This is a genomic window from Streptacidiphilus jeojiense, assembly GCF_000719095.1.
Lineage (GTDB): Bacteria > Actinomycetota > Actinomycetes > Streptomycetales > Streptomycetaceae > Streptacidiphilus > Streptacidiphilus jeojiensis.
On sequence record NZ_JOEH01000008.1, the window covers coordinates 67,405 to 84,549 of the forward strand.

Sequence of the window (17,145 nt, forward strand, 5' to 3'; positions counted from 1 at the left end):
AGGCTCCTGGCAGGGAAACTGGCATGGACGGCTGGGACGCGAGGAACCCCGCACGGATATTTAGGTTAGCCTAACCTATCCGACTGTGGGGAGGGGGGCGGGGGTCTGTACCGAGGCCGCCTCCCGCTGCTGCCGCGCGGCGGCCGCCGTCAGGCCCGCGCCGGCCAGCGCCACTACGGCGACGATGGCGGCCAGCCAGAGGTCGGTGAGCCGGTCCGAGCGGTCGGTCCGCTGCTGCAGGTCGTGCCGGGCCGCAGCGGCGGCCGCGGCCACTGTTGCCTCCGGGAAGGCCTGCTTGCCACTGGCCACCGGACTGTCCAGCGGCACCGCGCCGACCTGGGTGCCGACCAGGGTCGCCCGGACCGTCTCGGTCCAGTTCAGGTCGAGCACCCGGCCGGTTCCCGGCTCCACCCAGACCGTCAGTTCGTCGGTGTCGGCGTACTGGACCCGCACCGAGCCGCTCGCGGCCGAGGCGCCCTGCGGGACCACCCCGAGCGGCAACCGGCCCCCGTTCGACGCGGCGGCCTGCTCGAAGGTGAGCGTGGCCGGCCGCCCGGCGGCCGCGGTGCCGGGGTGGGTGCCGGTGTAGACGTCGACGGACACCCCGTCACGCTGCGCCGAGCCGGTGCGGTGCAAGGTCAGCGTCGTCGACGACTGCACGGAGCCGGTGCCGCCCACCGCCGCGGCCGGGCTGACCGGGGTGGTGCGCACGGTCGCGGTCGCCCCGCGCGTACCGGTGAGGCCGGCGGTCAGCGCCCCGGCCGCGGTCACCGGATTGCGGACCGGGTGGCCCGGCAGCGTGACGGCCAGGGCGGCCACGGCGACCAGCGCGGCGCCGGCCACCGCCGACCAGACCCGCAGCATGGTACGGCGCGAGACCGGACGGCTGGGCGGCCAGGCCACGTACAGCCCGACCGGCACCAGGTAGGCGAGCCAGCCGGCCACCTCGACCACCACCGGATGCTGCTGGATGCCGAGCATCCCGGTCAGCAGCGCGGACTGCACCGAGCCGGGCTGCACCAGCCAGGTCAGGTCCACCGTGGTGCCCTGACCCGCGTTCAGCCATCCGGCCTCGTGCGCGGTGTGCAGGGCGTTGACCACCAGCCCCGCCGCGACCAGGACCAGCACCAGGCCGGTGGCCCGGAAGAACTTCGACAGGTTGAGCCGGACGCCGCCCCGGTAGATCAGCCAGCCGAGCACCACGGCCACGGCTATGCCGGCCAGTGCGCCGCCCGCCGCGTCGGCGGTGTTGCCGCTCTCGTTGAACGCGGCGAGCAGGAAGACCACCGTCTCGAAGCCCTCGCGCAGCACCGCGAGGAAGGCCATCAGCACCATCGCCCGACCGGCCCGGCTGCCGCCGTCCCCGATCGCGGCTGCGGCCAGACCCTCCAGATCGGCCTTCAGCTCCCGGGAGTGACGCCGCATCCAGACGACCATGTAGGTCACCATGCCGACGGCCAGCACCCCGACCACCGTCTCCAGCCCCTCCTGCTGCTTCTGCGGCAGGTTGGAGGAGACCACCTTCAGGGCGATGCCGACCCCGAGGCAGAGCAGCACGGCCGCGCCGACCCCGCCGTAGACCCAGCGCAGCAGGTCGCGCCGGCCCTGCTGCTTGAGGAAGGCGGCGATGATGCCGACGATGAGGGCCGCCTCCAGGCCCTCGCGCAGGCCGATCACAAACGTAGGCAGCATCTGACCGACCAGCTCCGTCCGACGAGGGGAGTCCGACTCCATTAGGTTAGGCACACCTTAGCTTGCCCGCCAGACCCCTCCCCCGGCCGACCCCTCCCAGCCGTCCCGCCCCGGCCCTCCCCGGCCTTCCGCCGAGTCGGCGCTGCGGTGACGGGCCCTCAGGGCCGGTGGGCCGCCGCGATCCGCTGCCGGAACGGTCGGCGCCCCACCGCCTCCGCCACCTCGGTCAGCAGCTCCGCCAGCGGCATCGAGAGCTCCGTGTCCAGCTCCGCCATGGCCGCCACCGTGGCGTCCCACTCCGCCTGGATCTGCGGCAGCAGCGCCCGGGCCTTCGGGGTGAGCCTGATCAGCCGGCGGCGCGCGTCCTGCGGGTCGGGGCTGTGGGTGACCAGGCCGGCCCGGGCCATCTGCGCCGCAGTCTGGCTGGCGGCGGAGTGGGTGACGCCCACCGCCGCCGCCAGCTCGCGGACCGCGAGCTGGCCCTCGGCCAGCAGCGCCCGGACGACCGGGGAGAAGCGCGGCCGGTACTCCGTCAGGCCCTGCTCCTCGTAGACCTTGGCCACGTCCCCGTCCAGCAGTTCGAGCACATGACGGAGCAGGGTACCGACGGCGACCGGGTCCGGGAGGTTCCTCATGGCGTTAATCTAACAGCACTGTTAGATATCAGGAGGGGACGTCCCATGGCCGAGCTCTATCCACCCGTCGAGCCGTACGACCACGGCATGCTCGACGTCGGCGACGGCAACCGGGTGTACTGGGAGACCTGCGGGAATCCCGCGGGCAAGCCCGCCCTGGTGCTGCACGGCGGACCGGGCTCCGGCGCGGGGCCGTTCTGGCGCCGGCTGTTCGACCCGGCGGCCTACCGCATCGTCCTGCTGGACCAGCGCGGCTGCGGACGCAGCACCCCGGACGCCGCCGATCCGCAGACCTCGCTCGCCGCCAACACCACCGGGCACCTGCTGGCCGACATCGAGCAGCTGCGGCAGCACCTCGGCATCGACGCCTGGCTGGTTCTCGGCGGCTCCTGGGGCGTGACCCTCGCCCTGGCCTACGCCGAGCAGCACCCCGGACGCGTCAGCGAACTGGTGCTCTTCAGCGTCACCAACACCACCCGCCGCGAAGTCGAGTGGGTGACCCGGGAGATGGGACGGGTCTTCCCCGAAGGGTGGGCCCAGTTCCGCGACACCGTACCGGCCGAGCAGCGGGACGGCAGCCTGGTGCAGGCCTACGCCCGGATGCTCGCCTCCCCCGACCCGGCGGTGCGCGAGCGGGCGGCCCGGGAGTGGTGCCGCTGGGAGGACGTGCATGTGTCCACCCACCCGGGCCACCGGCCCGACCCCCGCTACCAGGACCCGCGCTTCCGCATGCGCTTCGCCCGCCTGGTCACCCACTACTGGCGGCACGCCGCCTTCCTGGAGGACGGCGCGCTGCTGCGCGACGCCGGGAAGCTGGCGGGCATCCCCGGCGTGATGGTCCACGGCCGCCTGGACATCAGCGGCCCCCCGGACGTCGCCTGGCACCTGGCCCAGGCCTGGCCGGACGCCGAACTCGTCCTCGTCGACGCGGAGGGACACGGACTGTCGACGGACACCACCGCGGCCGTGCTCGCCGCCACCGACCGCTTCCGCCCGCCGACCTGAGCCGGGGCCGCGCGGGTCCGATCGGAACCGTCCGCGCGGCGCGCCGGTCGCTCAGCCCCCGATGGTCAGCACCGTCGCGGTGTCCTGCCCCCGGGGCGTCGCGTACGCCACCGTCTCGCCGACGCGGTGCCCGAGCAGCGCGCGGCCGAGCGGGCTGTCGGCGGTGACCAGGGTCTCGTCCAACTCCTCGGCGACCTCGCCGATCTGGATCGCCTGCGTCGAGTCGTCGCCGAAACGCACGGTGGCTGTGCTTCCGACGCCCACCACGTCCGTACGGGGCGGTCCGGCCAGAGCGGACTGGCGGAGCCGGGTCTCGAGTTCGGCGATGCGGTCGTCCAGGGCGGTCAGATCGTCGGCGCGCTGCAACTCGTCGGCCTGGTCGGCCGAGTCGCCGGCTTCGTCCGCGTCCCCCAGGGTGGCGGCGACCTTCTGACGTTCGGCACGCAGCTTCGCCAGGTCCCGCTCCAGCGCCCGACGAGCGGTGTCGCTGATCGGTTCGGCTTCCCCGTCCACACCCGCTCCCCTCATACCGGCTTCCTTCGCCATGGGAATCTCCTCTGCCGTGCGCCTCAGTCCTCGTAGCCGGTCGGGGGGAACGGGTCGCGTTCGCTGCGGGGGAGCCCGGCGTCGGTGGCGATGTCACCGTGCGCGACCTGGCGGTCGACCTCGGCCTCCTCGTCCGCGTGCTGTTCCGCGGGGTCCACCTCGGAGCCGGAGTCCCCCGGGGCCAGGCCGACCAGTTCCCGGTCCGCCTCCGTCCGCTCGTCCAGTTCCTCCTCGTCGGGGCGCCGGGGTAGGCCGCCTCCGTGTCCGGTGTCGGGGTTCCCCTCGACTGCCTTGTTCGACTTGTGGTGGGCCATGTCTCCTCCTCGAAAAGGCACCGAGGCGCACCCTCCGGTCACCTTCCGGAAGCCGGTCGGCACACGCATGCGGAGGTTCGGCGACAGAGCGCAACGGACGGACGCCAACAATTCAAACGCCATACCCAAGGCCCCGCAACGCCGGACCCGCACGGCCCGTCCTGCGTGGTGACCCGCCGCGCAATAGCGTGGGGCGCGAGCCGACTGTCGATCCACGAGCGAACGGCGGAAGTGTCGTGAACGCCTCTGATGACCCGCTGGAGCCCTCGGTGGGAGCCGCTCCCGAGGAGCCTCCGCAGTTCAAGCCCTACCACCATCCCGCCGCCGGGTGGGGCGCCGCCAGGAGCGTGACCCGGTTCCTGGTGAGCGAGCGCAGCCTGGTGGAGGGGCCGCGGGCGATCATGCGGATGAACCACGAGAACGGCGGCTTCGACTGCCCCGGGTGCGCCTGGCCGGACGACACCAAGGGCCTGCACCTGGACATCTGCGAGAACGGCATCAAGCACGTCACCTGGGAGATGACCGGCAAGCGGGTCGGTCCCGAGTTCTTCGCCGCCCACACCGTCACCGAGCTGGAGGGCTGGAGCGACTTCGCCCTGGAGGACCAGGGCCGGCTCACCGGGCCGATGGTGTACGACGCCGCCACCGACCACTACACCCCCGTCAGCTGGCAGGACGCCTTCGAGCTGGTCGGCCGCACCCTGCGCGAGCTCGACGACCCGAACCAGGCCGCCTTCTACACCTCCGGGCGGCTCGGCAACGAGGCCACCTTCCTCTACCAGCTGCTGGCCCGCGAGCTCGGCACCAACAACCTGCCGGACTGCTCCAACATGTGCCACGAGGCCAGCGGACGCGCCCTGCAGGCCGCGCTGGGCACCGGAAAGGGCACGGCCGACCTCAAGGACTGGGAGGCCACCGACGCCCTGTTCATCCTGGGCGTCAACGCCGCCTCCAACGCCCCCAGGATGCTCACCGCGCTGGCCGACGCCTACCGTCGCGGCGCGCAGATCGTGCACGTCAACCCGCTGGTGGAGGCGGCCGCCACGCGCACCATCGTGCCGCACGAGTTCGTGGACATGGCCCTGTTCAAGTCGACCCGCACCAGCACCCTGAACCTGCAGCCGCGCATCGGCGGCGACATGGCGCTGCTGCGCGGCATGGCCAAGGCGGTCCTCGACCAGGCCGCGGAGGACCCCAAGGCGCTGGACCAGGAGTTCATCGACCGCCACACCACCGGCTTCGCGGAGTACCGCGCCCTGTGCCAGGCCACCCCGTGGGAGGAGATCGAGCTCCAGTCCGGTCTGCGCCGTGCCGACATCCTCGCCGCGGCGCGGGTCTACCGCGAGGCCGACCGGTCCATCTTCAGCTGGTGCCTGGGGGTGACCCAGCACGAGCACGGCGTGGACACGGTCCGCGAGATCGTCAACGTCCTGCTGCTGCGCGGGAACCTGGGACGGGAGGGCGCCGGCCCCTCACCGGTGCGCGGCCACAGCAACGTCCAGGGCAACCGCACCTGCGGCATCGACCACCGCCCCAAGCCGGAGTTCCTGGACCGCCTGGCCGAGGTGTGCGGGATCGAGCCGCCGCGCGAGCACGGGATGGACACCGTCGCCACCATCGAGGCGATGCACCGGGGCAAGTTGAAGGTCTTCGTCGGCATGGGCGGCAACTTCGCGCTGGCCGCCCCGGACACCCCGTACACCTACGCCGGACTGCGCGGCTGCGAGCTCACCGTGCAGGTGAGCACCAAGCTGAACCGCAGTCATGTGGTGCACGGACGCCAGGCGTTGATCCTGCCCTGCATCGGCCGCACCGAGAAGGACCACCAGCGCGAGGGCGTCCAGGGCACCTCCGTCGAGGACTCGATGAGCATGGTCCACCTCTCCGTCGGCATGAAGCGCCCCGCCTCCCCGCACCTGCTCTCGGAACCCGCCATCATCGCCGGCATCGCCCGGGCCGCCCTCCCCGACAGCGGCACGCCCTGGCAGTGGTACGTCGAGGACTACGACCGGATCAGGGACACCATGGCCCGGGTCCTGGACGGCTTCGAGGACTTCAACCGCCGGGTGCGGCTGCCGCTCGGGTTCAGGATCAAGCAGCCGGCCCGCGAACTGGTCTTCCTCACCCCCTCCGGCCGCGCCGAGTTCTCCGCCGCGCCGCTGCCGGACGTGGTGCCGGCGCCCGGCACCCTGGCCCTGGGCACCATGCGCTCCCACGACCAGTGGAACACCACGATCTACTCCGACAACGACCGCTACCGCGGCGTCAAGAACCTGCGCACGCTGATCTTCATGAACCCGGACGACATGCGCGAGCGCGACATCGCCGAGTTCGACCCGGTCGACGTCACCAGCACCGCCCGCGACGGCAGCACCCGCTCGCTGCGCGGCTACCTCGCCGTCCCCTACGACATCCCGCGCGGCTGCGCGGCCGGCTACATGCCCGAGATGAACGTGCTGTGCGCGCTGGTGGACCGCAGCACCCAGAGCGACCAGCCGATCATGAAACACCTCAAGGTGACCGTCGCGCGTGCGGGACGGACCGTCTAGCGGCCCACCAGGGTGAAAACGATGATCATGGCGACCCCGAGCAGGGCGAGCAGCATCCACGTCTGCCCGTAGTGGCTGTGCGGGGCGCCGCGTTCGGTGTGGAAGGGCACGGTGACCTCCCGGCTGGGATCTCCATTGTCCCCCCGTCCCGGGGCGCTCACCAGCGCCGGGGCACCGGAGCAGCCTGATCACGATCGCGGATGCCGGGTTCCGGCCCTGACTCGCGGGTGCCGGGGGCAGACTCTCCCCGTGGGACGGGTGCGTGCGGCGGGGGTGGGTTCCGGCCGCACGCGTGGGAGTTGGGGGGCTTCCGATGATCTACCTGCTGGCGTTCCTGGGCGTGATGGTGCCGCTCGCTGCCTGCCTCGGGTACGCGGCGATGCACGACAGCGAACGGCGCGGGCCCCGCACGGCCTCCGCCGCTGCGCCGGCCGCCCCGCGGCGGCACCCGGTGGCCCCCGCGCCGCCGACCTGCCCGGTGTCCCGCGAGCGCCAGGTCTGGATCGAGTCGTCGATGCTGTGGCTGGTCAAGCAGTTCGGTCTGGACACGGTCCGGCGCCCGGTCGCGCTGCCGACCCCGGACTTCTTCCCGGTCCCCTTCTCCGGCGAACGGCGCGAGATCAGGGCGCTGCTCACGCGGGTCTGCAAGGTGATGCAGGTGGATCCGCTGTTCATCTGGATGAGGCTCTTCGACGGCCCGGACACCGAGGAACTCAGCAGGGGTGAGGCGCGGCGTTTCGCAGTCGGCCTGTACCTGAGGGCCTGGGACTTCTCGGTCATCAGCCTGGACCGCATGGACGCCGCCGCACCGGCCGTGCTCGCGGCCACCATCGCCCATGAGCTCGGCCACGTCCGGCTGCTCGGCGAGGACCGCATCACCACCGCCCGCAAGGACCACGAGCAGCTCACCGACCTGGCCACGGTCTACCTGGGCATGGGCGTCTTCACCGCCAATGCCGCGCTCACCTCGCACCACCGGGGTCCCGCAGCGGACCGTCCGGAACCCGGCTGGATCATGACCCACGGCTACCTCTCCCAGAGCGATCTCGCCTACGCCCTGGCCTGCTGCTGCCGCCTGCGCGGCGAGACCCGGGAGCCGGCCTGGGCCGAGCAGTTGAAGCCCGCTCCGCGCCGGACGCTGGTGCAGGGACTGGCCTACCTCGCCCACGCCGCCGGGGCCGACGACACCGGAAAGGTGTTCCCGACCGCGGGCCACTACCGCAGGTGAGCTTCCGGGCCGCAGGGTGCCGAACGCCGGGTGCCGACCGCAGGGTGCCGACCGCAGGGTGCCGGTCGGCCCTCCGCGTCAGGGAGAGGAGAGCCGCGGAGGGCCGAGACAGGTGGCATTGCTGAGCACCACGACTACCGCCTGCCCGGCAGATCCTCGGCCACGCCGCCTCGTTCGAGGTCGAGTCGGTCGGCGCGGGCGGTTCGGACCGGTTGCGGCCGGGGCGCGGGCAGTGCGGCTTCGGGTTGCTGGTCCCCGTCCGCCCCGGACCTGCTCCACCGGCGGGCCAGCACCGTGCAGACCATCAGCTGGATCTGGTGGAACAGCATCAGCGGCAGCACCATCACACTGACGTCGTGGCCCGCGAACAGCACCGCCGCCATCGGCAACCCGCTGGCCAGGCTCTTCTTGGAGCCGCAGAAGACGATGGTGATCCGGTCGGCCCGGTCGAAGCCGAGCCTGCGCCCGGCCGCGGCGGTGAGCAGCAGCGCGACCGCCAGCACCGCCGCGCACACCGCGATCAGGACCAGCAGCCGGGCGAACGACAGGGAGTGCCAGACCCCGGCCACCATGCCCTCGCTGAAGGCCGCGTAGACCACCAGCAGGATGGAGCCCCGGTCGACCACGGTCATCGCCGGCTTGTGGGCGGTCAGCCAGCCGATGGTCCAGCGCCGACTCGCCTGGCCCAGCAGGAAGGGCAGCAGCAGTTGCAGCAGCAGGCTGAGCACCGAGCCGCCGTCGATCCTGACCGTCCCGCCGCCGCCGAGCAGGGCGGAGGCCAGCAGCGGGGTGACCACGATCCCCAGCAGGCTGGAGAAGGAGGCGGCGCAGACCGCGCCGGCGATGTTGCCCCGGGCGATGGAGGTGAAGGCGATGGACGACTGCACGGTGGACGGCAGCAGGCACAGGAACAGCACGCCCTTGGCGAGCTCCGGTCCCAGCAGCGGGGTGGTCAGCGCCTGGGCGGCCAGCCCCAGTGCGGGGAACACGACGAAACTGGCCGCCAGGATGGTGAGGTGCAGCCGCCAGTGCCGGGCGCCGTCCAGCGCGGCGCGGGGCGAGAGCCTGGCGCCGTAGAGGAAGAACAGCAGCGCGATGGCGGCGGTGGTCAGGTCGCCGAGGCCGCGCGCCGCCTGGCCGCGGGCCGGGATCAGCGCGGCGGTGCCGACGGTGGCCAGGATAGCCAGGACATAGGGGTCCACCCCGAAGCGGGCCAGGGTGCCGCTCACGGTGGAGCGCAGGGCGCTCACCGGGTACCGCGCCACGGGCCGGAGGGGTGCGGACGCCGGTGCGTTCCAGGGCCGCGGCCCTGCTGTAGTACGTTCGCCACATCCATCCTTCCACGATCGGTGCGACGATTGTATTCAATCGAGGTGAGCCATGTCCGAGCAGGGGTCCCCGCAACCGGAACCACGCGGGCGGATGTCCGCCCAGGCGGTGAGCCGGGCGATCCGCGATGACGTGATCAACGGCGTGCACCGGCCCGGCCAGCGGCTCACCGAGGAGGCCATGGCGGCGCGGTACGGGGTGTCCCGGGTGCCGGTGCGCGAGGCGCTGCGCACCCTGGAGGCCGAGGGCTTCCTGCACTCGCGCCCCTACGCGGGCATCGCCGTGGTCGAGCTGGACGACGGCGAGGCCGAGGACCTGCTGGAGGTCCGCGCACTGCTGGAACCGCTGGGCGCGGCGCGGGCCGCGCTGCGGCGCACCCCGGAGCAGCTGGGACGCCTCAAGGAGCTGGTGGCGCTGGGGCAGGACGCGGTGGCGGGCGACCGGCTGGCCGAGGTGGCCCGGCTCAACAGCCGCTTCCACGAGGTGATCGCCGAGGCCTCCGGCAGCCGGACGCTCACCCAGCTGGTGACCCAGCTCAGCCAGAAGATCGCCTGGGTCTACTCGGTCCAACTCCCGCGCCGCGCCGCCGACTCCTGGAGCGAGCACGCCGAGATCGTCCGCGCGCTGGAACTCGGGGACGAGGAGCTGGCCCGCTCACTGGTGGCCCGTCACATCGACCGGGCCCGCTCGGCCTACCGCCGTCGGACCAACGTTGTATACGACTCCTGAATCAACGGCACGCCGGCACCCACCCCGGTGCGGATGTCGATCACCGCTGGCCCTAGCGTCTCTGCCATGACGACCTTCTCAACTCCCTCCGACAGCGCCGAGTACGAGTTCCCGGGCCGCAGCGGACCCAGCGCCACCACCGAGGCCGACGCCCACCGGGTCGGCCCGGTCCGCACCGAGTACGCGCCGGCCCATGACGGCGACCCCGACCCCGGCGAGATCGTCTGGACCTGGGTCCCGTTCGAGGAGAACGACGGCCGCGGCAAGGACCGCCCGGTACTCGTGGTCGCCCGCGAGGAGCACGGCACGCTGCTTGCCGTCCAGCTCTCCAGCAAGCAGCACGACCGCGACGCCGACTGGGTGGCCATCGGCGAGGGCCCCTGGGACCGCGAGGGCCGCGACTCCTGGATCTCCATCGACCGTGTGCTCCGCCTGCACGAACAGGGCATGCGCCGCGAGGCCTGCGCCCTGGACCGCGGCCGCTTCAATCTGGTCACCAACCGCCTCAAGGAACGCTACGGCTGGAGCTGAGACTCATCCCGCGGTGAGGCGGTGTCCGGCTGTCATCTCCCGTGATGGGCCCAACGCTTGGGGCGTCCTACCAGTCGTTCCGGCGTGGGCCCTGTGCCGCGTCCGCGGGGGTCCCTTGGCCCGCCATGGGAAGCACCCGGTCTTCCTCAGCGACGTGGCTGTGGTCCGGGGTTCACCAATCCCTTTGAGCGACCTTACCGATGGTGCCACCCACGGTGCCCCGGAGCTCAGAGTGCTCTACGGTGCTTCCCTAAGGAACTGATCCTTTGGAGGAGCCGTGCCGACCCCGCCGTACCGCCAGATCGCCGATGACCTGCGCCGCCGCATCCTCGACGGGGATCTGCCGCCCGGGGCGGTCGTGCCGAGTGAGAACGCCTTGGTGGAGCAGTACGGCGTCGCCGCCGAAACGGCGCGACGTGCACTGGCGGTACTCGCGGCGGAGGGGCTGACGGAAGCGCGCCGCGGTTCGGGGACGCGAGTGCGGTCCTTCCGGCCGATCCTGCGGCAGGCCGGCAAGCGCTTGGCGGCAGAGCAATGGGGTAGCGGGCGCTCGATCTGGCAGGCGGACCTGGACCAGCGGCCCATGACCGTAGATCGTGCGACCGTTGCCGAGCAGCCCTGCCCCGCCCGCATCGCCGAATCGCTGGGCCTGGAGGAAGGGGCCGCGGTGTGGGTGCGAGACCGGCGCTACCTGGTAGAGGGCGTGCCCGTGATGCTTGCGACCTCCTACCTGCCAGCGGGCTTGGTGGCCGGCTCGGCTATCACCCGGCCGGACAGCGGGCCCGGCGGCACCTATGCGCGGCTGGCGGAGCTGGGCTGGGCGCCGGTCGCGTTCCGTGAGCAGGTCCGGGCGCGGATGCCGCTGCCGGAGGAGGCGGAGGCTCTGCAACTGGGGGCGGGCAGCCCGGTGGTGCTGATCGTGCGGTTCGCGTTCGCGCGCGACGGCGTCCCGGTGGAGGTCAACGAGATGACGCTGGATGCCTCCCGTTATCTGATGGAGTGGGAGTTTCCAGCGTGACGTGAGTGGTTGGGCCGGCGGCACCGGGGTGTTGACTTCCTTAGGGAACTAGCGGGAAAGTTCCCTAAGGAACCTGCGCGCCCTTCAGGTGCGCCGCCCTCTTGGAGGCCGCCCGTGACCGCACTGCGGAACCCCGCCCCAACCGACCTCACCCCAACTCCCACTGTGACCGCCCGGATCCTGGTGACCGGTGGAGCCGGCTTCATCGGCTCCCACTTCGTCCGCCGACTCCTGGCAGCCGATGACGTCGACCAGATCACCGTCCTGGACGCGCTCACCTACGCCGGACACCGCGAAAACCTCGGCGAAGCCCTGACCGACCCGAAGCTGGAGTTCGTCCAGGGCAGCATTCTGAACGCCCACCTGGTTGACGAACTCGTACAGCAGCACACCGCGGTGGTGCACTTCGCCGCCGAGTCCCACGTCGACCGCTCCTTCTTCGAGGCGGGCGCGTTCCTGCGAACGAACGTGCTCGGCACCTACACCCTGCTGGACGCGGTCCGCCGATTCGGCACCAGCCGGTTCGTCCACGTGTCCACCGACGAGGTCTACGGACCTCTGGCCTTCGGCTGCGCAGACGAGTCCGCGCCGCTGCGGCCCACCGTCCCCTACGCCGCCTCCAAGGCGGCCTCCGACATGGTCGCCCTGTCCTACCACTGCACCTACGGGGTGCCGGTGTGCGTGACCCGCTCCTCCAACAACTACGGGCCCGCCCAACACCCCGAGAAGATCATCCCGCTGTTCGTGACACGCCTCCTCAAGGGCGAACCCGTCACCCTGCACGGCCGCGGAGAACACGTGCGCAACTGGCTCCACGTGGAGGACAACTGCCAGGGCATCGACCTGGTGTTACGCGGGGGGACTCCTGGCGAGGTCTACAACATCGGCGGCGGCACCGACCTGACCAGCGCTCAGCTGACCGGCATGCTGCTGGAACTGTTCGGCGCCGGCTGGGATCGCGTCCAGCACATCCCCGACCGGACCTGCAACGACCTTCGATACGCCATGGACTGGTCGAAGATCGCCAACCAGCTCGGCTACCGGCCCACCTGGGACCTGACCGGGGGCCTGGCCGCCACGGTCGATTGGTATCGCCGGAACCCCGACCGCTGGGCGCCCCATGTGCGGGCCGGCGATGCGCGGCCCATGCACCACCCCGTCTGATCCGCCGCTCTGCGCAGGAGGCCGAGATGTCCAACACCATCACCATGCGCGGCAGCAGCCGCAATTCCAGCCCCTTCCTGTACGGGACCGAAGCCGACGCGGTTGCCCGCGTCCTGGCCGGCGGTCAGTACGGGCACACCGAGGTCACCGAGGAGTTCGAGGACCGGATCGCCCGGTTCCTCGGCGTGCCCGAGGCGGTGGCCGTCAGCTCCGGCACTGCCGCCCTGCACACTGCCCTCCTCGTCGCCGGGGTCGGCCCCGGCGACGAGGTGATCCTGCCGTCCCTCACATTCTGCGCCACCGTCCAGGCCGTCCTGGCCTGTGGTGCCACTCCTCGCTTTGCCGACATCGATCCGACCACCGTCTGCCTGGAACCGGGCAGTGTCCTGGACGCCCTAAACCCGGCCACCAAGGCGGTGCTGCCCGTTCTGTACGGCGGCCGGGCCGTCGACTTGTCCACTGTCCGGCCGGACCTGGAGGAGCGCGGCATCACCGTGGTTGAGGATGCCGCCCAGGCCTTCGGGTCCATGGCCGGCACCCAGGCGGTCGGCGCGACCGGGGCGCTGACCTGCTTCAGCTTCGGACCGATCAAGAATCTGACGTGCGGTCAGGGTGGCATGGTCATCCCACGCAGCCCGGAGGAGGCCCAACAGGCCCGAGGCTTCCGAATGCTGGGCGTCACTCAGTCCCAGGCCGAACGCAGAACAGCTACGACCTACCGGGTGGACGGCTTCGGCCTGCGCTACCAGATGTCCTCGATCAACGCGGCCATCGGCCTGGCCCAGCTCGACCGCTTCTCCGAGACTGCCGCAGCGCGCCAACAGCTGTGGCGCACCTACCAGGAGGCTCTTCAGGAAGTGCCCGGGGCGGCGCTGGTGGACGTCGACGTGGACTGCTCGGTGCCGCACCTGTGCGCGGTTCTCGTGCCTGACCGCGACGCCGTCTTCCGCCGACTCCACGACCAGGGGATCGGAGTCGGCGTCCATTACCCGCCCAACCACCTGCAAGCCGCGTTCGCCCCCTGGCGGCGCGAGCTTCCGGTCACCGAACGCGTGGGCCGGCAGATCCTGACCTTGCCCTTCCACCAGCACCTGGGCGCGGACGAGATCCAGTACGTCGCCACCGCCCTTGCTCGGGCTCTCCCGGTGGGACGGCCGCGGTGAGGCGGGCCGCCGTGCTCGGCAAGGGGTCGCTGGCGGTCCACGCCTGCGAGGTCGTCAGGGCTCTGCCCGATACCGTCCTGGACACCGTGGTGCCCAACTCCGACGAGCCGATGTGGGACATCCGTCTGTCGGACTACGTCGCCGACCACTGGCCCGGGACCCGGGTCGTGCGCTCCGGCGACTGGCGGGACCTGGAGCCGGGTCACTGCGACCTTGTCGTCAGCGTCCTCTACGACAGGATCATCGGCCCCGAACTGATCAATGCCACCCGTCAGATCGTCAACTGCCACCCCGGCCCGCTCCCCGAGTACCGGGGGGCGAACCCCGTCAACTGGGGGTTACTCAACGGCGAGCACCGGCATGGCATCACCATCCACGCCATCGACACCGGAATCGACTCCGGTCCGATCCTCGGCGAGGCCCACTTCTCGATCTGGCCCGAGGTGGACGAGGTCCGCGACGTGTGGAACCGCGCCATGGAGCACGGCCGGCTCCTGATCACCGACACCCTGCCGCGCCTGGACCTCATCAGCCCGCGCCCCCAGGACCACGACCGGGCAGTCACCCACTACCGGCGCGACAGCCACCTGCTCGGTGACCGCCGCGACTGGACCAGAAAGCTGTCCCCCCGCCCCTGACCCGTACCGGAATGCTCAGTGCTCTCCGGCGACGGTCAGCAGGAGGTCGACCAGTTGCTCGGCGGCGTCCGGACGTCCCAGCGACCGGGCCCGCTCTGCCATCGCGACCCGCTGCTCAGGATCATCGAGCAGCGGCTCCAGCAGTCCGCGCAGCGCCGGCGCGGTCGCCTCCCCCAGCAGGGCGGCGGCCGCGCCGGCGTCGTGCAGGTGGCGGGCATTGTGGGCCTGCTCGCCACCGGCCGAGCTGGCCAGCGGCACCAGGATCGACGCTTTGCCCAGCGCTGTGACTTCCGCGATCGTGCCCGCCCCGCTGCGCGAGATCACCACGCCAGCCAGCGCCAGGACGTCCGGCAGCTCCGGGCCGACGTAGCCGGTCAGCAGGTAGCGCGCGCGGAGATCCGCCGGCAGCGGCGCGAGGGTGGACTGCAGTTCGGTGAGGTTGTCGGGGCCGCACTGGTGGACGACGTTGGCCCGCGACAGCAACCAGGGCAGGAGGTCGCGTACGAGCCCGTTGATCTGGGCGGAACCCTGGGCGCCGCCGGTGACGTAGACGGTAGGCAGGCGGCGGTCGAAGGAGTGCAGCCCCAAGGCTTCGACGGCCTTGTCCGCCTGGCCGGTCAGTACCTCGGGGCGTACCGGGTTACCCGTCACCACCGCAGTCTCGCGCACCGGTTGGGGCAGCAGCGGCAAGGTTGAGGCCGAGGAGACCGCGACGCGCGTGGCAGTCCTGGCCAGAGACCGGTTCGCCAGCCCCAACCGGACGGTCTGCTCGTGGACCACCAGGGGACGGCGGCACATCTTCGCGGCCAGGCCTACCGGGACGCAGGCGTAGCCGCCGGTGGTCAGCACCACGTCCGGCTCGAACCGGGCCAGGATCGTCCGGGCTTGGGCGACGCCCAGGGGCACCCTGCCCATGTCCCGCATGTTCGCCGCCGACACCATCTTGAGCGGGTTGCTGGAGCGGCGAACCTTCCCCGTCGCGACCGGTGCGAATGCGATGCCCTCACCCATGGCGACCCGCTCTTCCAGGCTGCTGGCCGTGCCCACCCACAGGACGTCCAGTGACCGGCCCTCGGCAGCCAGCCTGTTCCGCATCGCCCGCACCGTGGTCAGCGCCGGGTAGGTGTGCCCGCCGGTGCCGCCACCCGAGACGATCAACCGGAACGGCCGCTCTGCGGGCCGTCGCTCGCCGTCGACATTCATGAGCAGGGACTCCCGATCTGGCGGGCTTTCAGCCCGGGGTGGAGCAAGCAGGGCGTTCCGGACGCTAGCAGTTCCCCGTGCACTGATCCGAATACGTTGGTGGGCGGCGGTACGTCCTGGCGAATCACCCGGCCGGTATATGGGGGCGATCGACAGCCTGAGACACTACGGGCGCGTTCCCGTTCCCCTCGCCGAGTTCCCCCGCACGGAGTGATGCATGGGCGGCTTCCTGCGGTGCAACCTGTTCTACGGCGTCGATCACCAACAGGTGTACGACGCACTGGACGAGTTCTGGCAGAGCCAGCAGTACCGACTCGCCGGCGCTGACTCCTCGGTGAAGGACTGCTACACGCTCCACCAGCACGACAACGGTTGGACCGTGTTGGAATGGACGCGCGGCTGGGAGTGGGATCTGCGTCGCCGCGCCCAGCTCCATGTCTCGCGGACCTACGCCTGCTCCGGACTGCTGACCTTCGTCTACGACGGCGACCTGTGGGGTTACGAGCTCTTCCACCACGGCAGAGAAGTGGACCACTTCGTCCAATGGACCGAAGCCGGGCATGGCTTCTTCCACGATCGCCCGCGCACCGGACGCCCGGACCTGCTCGTGGCCCAGTTCCCGGACCTCGGACTGAACCTGGAGCACGCCCGGGGCTACCTCACCAGTGTCAGCATCGACGACGATTCGTTCGAGGACTTCTACTGGTCTGACAACGACCCGAGAAACTCCCCGGTAGGCGCAGGCGACCGGTGCGGGCGACTGGATGCCTACGCGGTCCGCGACTTCTGGCGCTTCCTCGGTGTGGTACCCGATGACAACCCCACCCCGGACCTCTTCGCAGCACCCGTCTGGCGGCGGTTCACCACAGAACTTAAGTAGCACTGGGAATCCGGCACGGGCAGGTTGCCCATGGTTCGGAGTCCTCAGATCCCGTCGGCCGGCTCTTCCAGGGTGAAGTCGGCGTAGTCGAAGCCCGGGGCGACGATGCAGCTGACCAGGACCGGCTGGTCGGCTGCGGGCTCGGCGGACTGCCAGGTGCCGGCGGGTACCAGGAGTTGCGGGCGTTCGCCCTGCTCCACCTGCGGGCCGAGTACGCCCTCCGTTGCGGCGGTCTCGTCCGGGGCCTCGCCGGTGCCGCCCAGCCGCAGGCGGAGCGGGCCGCCGCGGTGCCAGAGCCACAGCTCGTCCGAGCGGACCCGGTGCCAGCGTGAGGCCTCGCCCGGGTGCAGCAGGAAGTAGATGCCGGTGGCGAAGGCTCGCGGGCCCGGGTACCCCTCCGGCACGGTCTCGCCGGAGGTCTTCCAGGTCTCGCGGAACCAGCCGCCCTCGACGTGGGGTTCCAGGCCGAGGAGGGCCACCAGCGGGGAGATGTCGGTCATGGGCCGATCGTATGCTGCGAC

Annotated in this window: 17 protein-coding genes; 10 read left to right on the forward strand and 7 right to left on the reverse strand. The window is 71.4% G+C overall.

The genetic code is table 11. The features are described from left to right. Positions 1–75: 75 nt before the first annotated feature. On the reverse strand, positions 76–1,692 hold the full coding sequence (gene efeU / locus IF29_RS46810) for an iron uptake transporter permease EfeU (protein ID WP_198037404.1): 1,617 nt from the start codon (positions 1,690–1,692) through the stop codon (positions 76–78). A 158-nt stretch (positions 1,693–1,850) separates the two neighbouring features. Beyond that, entirely contained in the window at positions 1,851–2,327 is a 477-nt protein-coding gene (locus tag IF29_RS0111415) for a MarR family winged helix-turn-helix transcriptional regulator (protein WP_030253034.1), read from the reverse strand. 45 nt (positions 2,328–2,372) lie between these two features. Between IF29_RS0111415 and pip the strand changes: the two genes are divergently transcribed. Then, positions 2,373–3,332 (forward strand): prolyl aminopeptidase, encoded by a 960-nt coding sequence (gene pip / locus IF29_RS0111420; protein ID WP_030253037.1) that lies wholly within the window; start codon positions 2,373–2,375, stop codon positions 3,330–3,332. A gap of 51 nt (positions 3,333–3,383) precedes the next feature. Here pip and IF29_RS0111425 read toward each other — a convergent pair whose 3' ends face one another. Together IF29_RS0111425 and IF29_RS0111430 are read right to left on the reverse strand one after the other, a co-directional pair. Continuing rightward, the gene (locus IF29_RS0111425; RefSeq protein ID WP_232242108.1) at positions 3,384–3,878 is read right to left on the reverse strand and encodes a GreA/GreB family elongation factor; all 495 of its coding nucleotides are present in this window, start codon (positions 3,876–3,878) and stop codon (positions 3,384–3,386) included. A 23-nt stretch (positions 3,879–3,901) separates the two neighbouring features. Further along, positions 3,902–4,192 (reverse strand): hypothetical protein, encoded by a 291-nt coding sequence (locus IF29_RS0111430; RefSeq protein WP_030253041.1) that lies wholly within the window; start codon positions 4,190–4,192, stop codon positions 3,902–3,904. A 236-nt stretch (positions 4,193–4,428) separates the two neighbouring features. Between IF29_RS0111430 and IF29_RS0111435 the strand changes: the two genes are divergently transcribed. Both IF29_RS0111435 and IF29_RS0111445 read left to right on the forward strand, forming a co-directional pair. After that, the gene (locus tag IF29_RS0111435) at positions 4,429–6,741 is read left to right on the forward strand and encodes an FdhF/YdeP family oxidoreductase (RefSeq protein ID WP_030253043.1); all 2,313 of its coding nucleotides are present in this window, start codon (positions 4,429–4,431) and stop codon (positions 6,739–6,741) included. A 313-nt stretch (positions 6,742–7,054) separates the two neighbouring features. Then, positions 7,055–7,969: a hypothetical protein gene (locus IF29_RS0111445; RefSeq protein WP_030253045.1), complete on the forward strand. Its 915-nt coding sequence runs from the start codon at positions 7,055–7,057 to the stop codon at positions 7,967–7,969. 134 nt (positions 7,970–8,103) lie between these two features. Here IF29_RS0111445 and IF29_RS0111450 read toward each other — a convergent pair whose 3' ends face one another. After that, complete coding sequence (locus IF29_RS0111450; RefSeq protein WP_063757480.1) at positions 8,104–9,234, reverse strand: bile acid:sodium symporter family protein; 1,131 nt, start codon at positions 9,232–9,234, stop codon at positions 8,104–8,106. Between the two features lie 115 nt (positions 9,235–9,349). On the opposite strand from IF29_RS0111450, the gene IF29_RS0111455 reads away from it, so the two are divergent. From IF29_RS0111455 to IF29_RS0111480, 6 genes are all read left to right on the forward strand, one after another. Continuing rightward, positions 9,350–10,027 (forward strand): GntR family transcriptional regulator, encoded by a 678-nt coding sequence (locus tag IF29_RS0111455; RefSeq protein ID WP_051725190.1) that lies wholly within the window; start codon positions 9,350–9,352, stop codon positions 10,025–10,027. Positions 10,028–10,093: 66 nt separating this feature from the next. Further along, the gene (locus tag IF29_RS0111460) at positions 10,094–10,558 is read left to right on the forward strand and encodes a type II toxin-antitoxin system PemK/MazF family toxin (RefSeq protein ID WP_030253051.1); all 465 of its coding nucleotides are present in this window, start codon (positions 10,094–10,096) and stop codon (positions 10,556–10,558) included. Between the two features lie 277 nt (positions 10,559–10,835). Then, complete coding sequence (locus IF29_RS0111465) at positions 10,836–11,576, forward strand: GntR family transcriptional regulator (protein WP_030253053.1); 741 nt, start codon at positions 10,836–10,838, stop codon at positions 11,574–11,576. Between the two features lie 123 nt (positions 11,577–11,699). Beyond that, complete coding sequence (rfbB, locus tag IF29_RS0111470) at positions 11,700–12,740, forward strand: dTDP-glucose 4,6-dehydratase (RefSeq protein ID WP_232242123.1); 1,041 nt, start codon at positions 11,700–11,702, stop codon at positions 12,738–12,740. A 26-nt stretch (positions 12,741–12,766) separates the two neighbouring features. Further along, positions 12,767–13,903 carry a DegT/DnrJ/EryC1/StrS family aminotransferase gene (locus tag IF29_RS0111475; RefSeq protein ID WP_030253056.1) on the forward strand — a complete coding sequence of 379 codons (1,137 nt, stop codon included), beginning with the start codon at positions 12,767–12,769 and terminating at the stop codon, positions 13,901–13,903. Beyond that, positions 13,900–14,541 carry a formyl transferase gene (locus tag IF29_RS0111480; protein ID WP_030253058.1) on the forward strand — a complete coding sequence of 214 codons (642 nt, stop codon included), beginning with the start codon at positions 13,900–13,902 and terminating at the stop codon, positions 14,539–14,541. Before IF29_RS0111475 ends, IF29_RS0111480 begins: the two co-directional genes overlap by 4 nt. 15 nt (positions 14,542–14,556) lie before the next feature. On the opposite strand, the gene IF29_RS0111485 is transcribed toward IF29_RS0111480, so the two are convergent. Next, positions 14,557–15,744 (reverse strand): UDP-N-acetylglucosamine--N-acetylmuramyl-(pentapeptide) pyrophosphoryl-undecaprenol N-acetylglucosamine transferase, encoded by a 1,188-nt coding sequence (locus IF29_RS0111485; protein WP_037594940.1) that lies wholly within the window; start codon positions 15,742–15,744, stop codon positions 14,557–14,559. A 217-nt stretch (positions 15,745–15,961) separates the two neighbouring features. Here IF29_RS0111485 and IF29_RS0111490 point away from each other — a divergent pair, with 217 nt between their 5' ends. Continuing rightward, the gene (locus tag IF29_RS0111490; RefSeq protein ID WP_030253061.1) at positions 15,962–16,624 is read left to right on the forward strand and encodes a hypothetical protein; all 663 of its coding nucleotides are present in this window, start codon (positions 15,962–15,964) and stop codon (positions 16,622–16,624) included. Positions 16,625–16,668: 44 nt separating this feature from the next. Here IF29_RS0111490 and IF29_RS0111495 read toward each other — a convergent pair whose 3' ends face one another. Next, positions 16,669–17,124, reverse strand: coding sequence for a cupin domain-containing protein (locus tag IF29_RS0111495; protein WP_030253063.1), 456 nt, complete (start codon positions 17,122–17,124; stop codon positions 16,669–16,671). Positions 17,125–17,145 lie beyond the last annotated feature (21 nt).